Source organism: Nocardiopsis sp. TNDT3 (assembly GCF_003427465.1).
In the GTDB taxonomy this organism is placed as follows: Bacteria; Actinomycetota; Actinomycetes; order Streptosporangiales; family Streptosporangiaceae; genus Nocardiopsis; species Nocardiopsis dassonvillei.
Window position 1 is genome coordinate 1 of sequence record NZ_QPFC01001407.1, and the last position, 6,061, is coordinate 6,061.

Annotated in this window: 2 protein-coding genes and 1 pseudogene; all 3 read right to left on the bottom strand. The window is 68.6% G+C overall.

Annotated elements, in window-relative coordinates; translation table 11 throughout:
- Positions 1–282: 282 nt before the first annotated feature.
- Complete coding sequence (locus DQW06_RS28280; RefSeq protein WP_117199624.1) at positions 283–1,710, bottom strand: DUF6177 family protein; 1,428 nt, start codon at positions 1,708–1,710, stop codon at positions 283–285.
- Between the two features lie 46 nt (positions 1,711–1,756).
- Positions 1,757–2,524, bottom strand: a complete 768-nt coding sequence (locus DQW06_RS28285; protein WP_232833190.1) for an immunity 49 family protein — start codon at positions 2,522–2,524, stop codon at positions 1,757–1,759.
- Between the two features lie 122 nt (positions 2,525–2,646).
- Positions 2,647–6,061 (bottom strand): annotated as a pseudogene (locus DQW06_RS28290) (hypothetical protein); the annotation flags it as partial.

A 6,061-nucleotide genomic window follows, 5' to 3' on the forward strand; every position in this document is an offset into this window, starting at 1 on the left:
CGGGTGGGCCCCGGCCGGGGCCCACGGCCGCCCCGCGCGGCGGGTGGCGGGCGGATCCCGAGCCCTGCGTCGGAGACGCCCCGGGGCGGCGCCGCGTCGGGGCCGCGTCCCCGGGGCGGTGCCGGGATCCCAGCGCACGGAGCCGCCTCGGGGCGGGAGCGGTGCCGGAGCGCGGGGGTGTTCCGTCAGGGTCGCGGACCGTTCCGTTCCCGGGCTCGGGGGGCTTCGGCTTCGGGGTGTCCGGTCAGGGCGCGGACGCTGATTCGGGCCTCGGGTGCTCCGTCAGCGTGCGGACGCGCCTTCGGGGTCGAGGTGCTCCATCAGCTCCCGGAAGCGGCTCCAGGCGTCGGGCTCCACGCCGTCCCCGATCCGGTACCAGACCAGCGGGGCCATGGGCGGGCCGAAGGCGACGCCCGGTACCGGAGCGGCCAGCGCCCGTTCCCGTCCCGCATCCAGGACCCCCTCCGGCCCCACCGCCAGCCCGACCGGCACTGACACGCCCGCCCACCGGGGCGCGTACGTCAGGTCGGCGCGCCCGAGGGCGCGGTGCACGGTCATGCTGCGCAGGCCGTCCCGCGCGGTCAGCTCGCGCACCAGCGGTTCGAGGGCGTCCAGGTCGGGTTCCTCACCCGGCCGGTACCCCACCGAGAACAGGATCCGCTCGCGCACCCCCGACGGCGCGCGCGACACCCTCAGGCTCCCCGCCAGAGGGCGTGCCCCCTCCTCCCGGACGCCCTCGGGCTGACCGGCGAAGGCCAGCAGGGTCTCACCGGGGGAGCGGCGCCGCGCCATGGCCGTGACCCGTTCGGTGTCCCACGCCCGGGTCAGGGGCTCGGAGACGCCCCACACCGCGGGCGCGCCTCCGGCCAGACGCTCGGCGAGCAGTTCCACGGTGGTGCCCAGCAGCAGGCCGTCGCCGACCGGGTGGTCGACGCTCAGGTCCACGTGCAGGTGGGTGCCCGGTTCCTCGTCGGCCGACGCCCGGAAGGCCTCGTTGGGGCCGTCCTCCGCGTTCACCCCGGGGTCGGGCACGAAGCCGGTCCCGGCGTCCCACACCAGCGGCAGGCCGTTGAAGCCGTCGTGGTAGCGCCCGTCCGGGGCGCGCACGACCCACGTGGCACGGGGCCTGCTGAGGAACCAGCGCAGCGCGTGGGTGATGACGCTCGTGGAGGGGGTGACCACCTGTAGGCCCCGGCCCCGGCGGCCGTGCTCGGCCAGCGCGTCCACGAACCAACTGGACAGGGGTACCACGGGCCGGTCCTGCACCAGGACGGCGTTCGCCCCGGTCACCGCGCTCACCGCCGGGTGGTCGGTCACTCCCAACAGGTGCGGGTCGCCCCGGGGAAGCCGCGGCTCCGGTTCCCACACCGCCCCGCCGTGCCGTTCGACCAGGCAGTGGGCGAACCGGCGTGCCGTCGCGGCCGTGTCGGTGTCCGCCAGCTCCGTTCCGCGGACCTCGACCCACAGCGGCTGCGCGGGCAGGTCGTCAGTGATCCCGTCTTCCAGGAGGCGGTCGGCCTCCGCCGACACCGCGAGCCGCTGCGCCGCCTGCATGGCGATCACCAGGCGGTCGGAGTCGTCGCGCAGCTGCACCACGGTGCCCTCGGCCACGAGCCGGACCCGCAGTCTGGGTCCGGCGGCGACCAGCGCGTCCAGGAGGGAGCGGCGGCTGGGGCTCTCGGCGAGGAGGGCGACGACGTCATGGCTCAACGGTGTTCCTTCACGGGGTGGGGATCGGTGGGCGGGGCCTGGCCGGTCAGATGGGGAACTCCCCGTGCCAGCTGCGCTGGAGGATGTGCTTGGGCAGGTAGTCCGAGCTGAGGTCGGGGGCGAAGTCCGGGGCGAGCTGGTTCGTGTCGTAGGCCAGGCAGGCGATGCCGAGCAGGAACAGCGGGACCGCGCCCATGACGTCCTTGGTGCGCTCCTCGTCGGCGGTGTAGTAGTCGTGGAAGAGCTGGATCCCCTGCGCCATGGCTTCGTCGAACTTGGCGGTGTCGTGTTCGGCGAGCCGGTACAGGGCGTTCATCGGGGGGAAGACGAACGTGTTCAGGTTCTCGGCGCTGCTGATCTCGGCGTGGTCGGGATCGGAGAGCCGCATGGCCTCGTAGAGGTTGTCGCCGAGTTCGGGCCGGTTGAGGATGAAGTCCTGGAGGGCGGCGACCCAGGGGTAGATGTAGTCGTCGTAGCCTCCGCCGTCCCGTTCTCCGGCTTCCTTGAGGAAGGAGACGGGGATCTGGCACAGGGAGCGGACGCGCTCCTCGTCGCGGCAGGTGATGGCGAGGAAGAACGCGTCGATCCAGGTTCCGGCGTCGCTGGTGGGGCCGGGGTCGATGGCGCCCAGGGTGCGAGTCTTGTGGTTGATGAGGCGTTCGACCGTGGTGTCCGGGGGCGCGGTGGACATGGCGAAGACGGCTTCTGAGACCTGCATCCAGGTGGTCCAGGCCTCCCAGGTGACCAGTTCGGAGGCGTCCGGGTCCATGGCGAGGGTGACCCTGGCACCAAGCGCCACGCTGTCCAGAGACATGCCAGCGGTGAACGGCGCCTTCACCATGCCAGTGATCTCTGTTTCACGCTTCTTTTCGATCTTTGCCAGGTAGCGCTTGTATCCGGGCATGCTCGCGTCATGCCGACGAGGATGCGGTGTCATTATCCTTTTTCTTCCTTGTCTTCCTCGATTTTTGATTCTTCGCCCTCGGAGATGTCGAACAGTCCGAAGGTGACGCCACCGTGCTCTCCTGATTCCGTGGTGATTCCCTTGACCTCAGCATAGTATAGTTTCCCGTCTCGCAGGGCCTGTTTCATTTGGTCTGCGAGGTCTTCTTCATTGATAATCCCCTTTTTCTTGAGCTCTTCTTCGTCCCTAGTATCCCCTAGGCCGCGATATTCCATGTCAGCGAATGTTGCCCTGAGGTACTCGTATACTCCTTGTGAGATTCGTCTCTCGTTTGCGCCGGAGCCGACTTTTCTGTCCCCCAGTCTGGTCTTCTCATCACCCTTTGCCTCGACGATGACGAAGCCGCCGTCGCTGGTTCGGTAGATCTGGTCAAATTGGTAATTTCCGCTACCGGGGGCCGTGTCAACTTTGTCTAGGAGGTTTCCTCCCTCAATCCTGGGCAGAGTCATTTTGCTGTGAACTACTTTCTTGCCTCCATGCCTTTTAATGGTGTCATAGGTCCTTTTTCCATTGAAGATCTCCTTGATGTAAGACTTGGCGGCCTCCTCTCCGTAGGTTTCGCTGGCCCTTCCCATCTCGTCATGTGCGGTCGACTTCTTTGCTTTCGCCTCCGTGACATGAGGGTGGTTTTTGTCTTTCTTGTGGTTCTTCTCCTCCTTTTCGAAATCTTGCGTGCGTTTTTTCAGGTCTGTGATTTTCTGAATTCTCTCCTGTGCCAGGGAATCGAGCTTACCGTTTTCCGCATGGTTTTCGCGTCGCGGGAAAACGAAACGCTTCTCGGGGAACAGGTAGTCGGGTGGTGCGGCGGGGGGAAGTTTGTCTTTAGCGACCCATCGCCGCAGCGATTCGGACCATTGGATCTGGGGAACGCCCCACTTGCCGATCGTTGCTTTCTCGCTCCACCGGTGATTGTTATTCTCGTTGTAGTAGATGCGGAAAAGGCCTTTTTCCCGGTTGATGAGATCTATGAAGTCCTGCACGAACTGCTTGCCGGAGGACCACACCCGGCCCTTGAGGTACTTCTGAGCGGCGGCGAACCTCTCCTGGTTGGACATCCTGCTGTTGGTCACCGGATTCCGGGGGCCTGTGCCGCCGGACCCGCTCCGGCCGTTCTGGTTCCCGGAACCGCCGGTTCCTCCGCTCGGACCGCCGGAGGACCCCGGGACGCTGGCACGCGTCGGGGTGACCACGGCCGGGACGGCATCGACGGCGTCGGTCCGGTCGGATCCGTCGCGGCCGGAGGGGCCGTCGCCCCGTAGAGGCGTGGTGACGCCGGAGCCGCCGTCGCCACCCGAAACAGAGTCGGCCCTGTTGACGGCGACCGGACGACGGGTCTCCGTGTCGGCGCCGCGGTCGTGGCGGAACCCGGAGTCGGAGCCAATACGCGCGTCAGGTGCACCGACCTGTGAGGCGTCGATCCGGTGGCCGCCGCTGTCCCCCAGGTCCACGTGCTGGACCCGGCTGTGGGGGATCGCTCTCTGCGCGCTCGCGGTGTCTGCGTGGGGACGCGGCCCCGTCGTCGCGTACTCCCTGTCGGCCTCGGGCTCGTCGCGGCCATCCCGCACGTCCCGTCCGTCACCGGGGCCACCCTCCCAGTTCACATGGGGGTAGTCGCTCGCCACCGCACGCATGTCGGAGAACGCGGCGTTCGCGCGGCCGTCCAGCCCGTACCTCTCCGCGACCTGGGAGTCCTTCAGCGAAGAGGAGTCCGTGTCCACGGTGGCGCGGTCGCCCTCGTACAGGGCGGTCTCGGCGCGTTGGTTGACCTGGAAGTCCGCGTGGTCCTCAGCCGTGAACATGCCGTTGACCTGTCGCAGCAGCCTGTCGCTCTCGCTGAGCTGCTCGGCGGTGGGGTCCTGGTAACCGCTCTCGGTCGGCGAGGACCGGTGGGAGGTGTCCGAAGCGTCCTCGATCACCGGCACGGGAGAGCTGCCGCGCTCTTCCCCGGAAACCTCCTCAAGGAGGGCCTGTTCGTCGTCCACCCCGGCACGGTCGGTTTCGGGCTCGGCCCTGGAGGGTCTCTCGTTCGCCCCGGTCTCCCGGTCCGCGACCGGTCGTGCGGTGGGCCCCCTCGATTCGGAGGGATCGCTGTCACCCTGGACGGGCGCGGACCGCGGCGGAGGAGACCCGTCCGCGTGCGAGCCGTCGGCGGGGTCGTTCGCGATGCTCTGCAAGCGGTCCAAGGACCCCCTCAGGTCACCCAGTTGCCGCGGACTGAGTCCGTCGGGGTCGAAGACGCTGGTGTCGATCCGCACGACGGGGGCACCGCTGCCCCCGAAGGCGGGGATGCCGGCGGGCAGGTCCACGTTGACGTCCGCCGCACCGCCGGATCCGCTGCCACCGCCGCGACCGCCCATACCGTCCACGATGGCCATACCGCGCCAGGCCATCAGCGGGACGCCGACCGCCGCGCCCACACCGGTGGCCGACAGCGCGGCGCCGAGGGCGGTGACGCCGATGTTGAGCACGGCGGTTCCGATCACGTAGCCGGGTCGCTCACCCCACTCCTCCCAGGGCACCACCGAGTGGGCCAGGTCCTTCCACGCCGAGCCGACGGTGTCCCAGCCCGACCAGCCGTAGCTGTCGGACTCGGCGTCGTACATGCCCACCAGCGAGGCCACGGACTGGATGTTGCTCTCGTGGTACTCGTACAGGGCGTCGCCCCAGGACATGTTGAACCAGCCCTCGGAGCTGTGCATGCCCAGCATCGCGCCTGTGCCCTCGACCGCCCCGACGCCGAAGTCCCACACCGCGTCCCAGCCGTCGACCAACCAGCTCTCGTCGGTGACGGCCCCGCCCATGTCCCACTCGGTGGCCAGGTCCGACAGGTCCTCCTCGTAGCCGTGGTAGAAGACGTCTGGGTCGAGGGCGCCGTCCCCGGAGGGCGTCCTCTCGAACGGGGTGCGGTCCGGGACGAACCGGTTGATGGCGTTGGCGCAGGCGAGCTCGGCGTCCGCGTAGTCCTCGATGATGCGGATGCCCTCGTCGATGAGGCGCTGGTTCTCCTCCACGTCGGGGTTCTCGCCGATCCCGAAGAAACCGGCCACGCCCTCGGCCTTGCGCCAGTCATCGCCCTTCGCGTCGATGCGGGCCCGGAACTCGAAGGCCTCGGCGCTCAGGCTGGACCAGCGGGACTTGATGTCGCGCAGGTCCGCGGCGAAGGTCTCCAGCGCGCTCGCTGCGTGGCCGAGGTCGGTCGAGACCGTGTCGCCGTCAGCGGCCACCGGTTCGAGCACGGAGTAGAGGTGTTCCGCCTCGGGAGCCTTGTAGTGGGACCTCAGACCGCTCCAGGCGGACGTGATGTCGTTTCCGGTGTCGCCGACCGACTCCCCGGCGCTGCGCAGGTCGGAGGCCAGGGTCTCGATGTAGTCGGGGGAGGGGGAGGGG

Bases quoted from the DNA above. Each gene is read 5' to 3' on its own strand.
- DQW06_RS28285 (WP_232833190.1), bottom strand. From the start codon at position 2,524: ATGTCTCTGGACAGCGTGGCGCTTGGTGCCAGGGTCACCCTCGCCATG.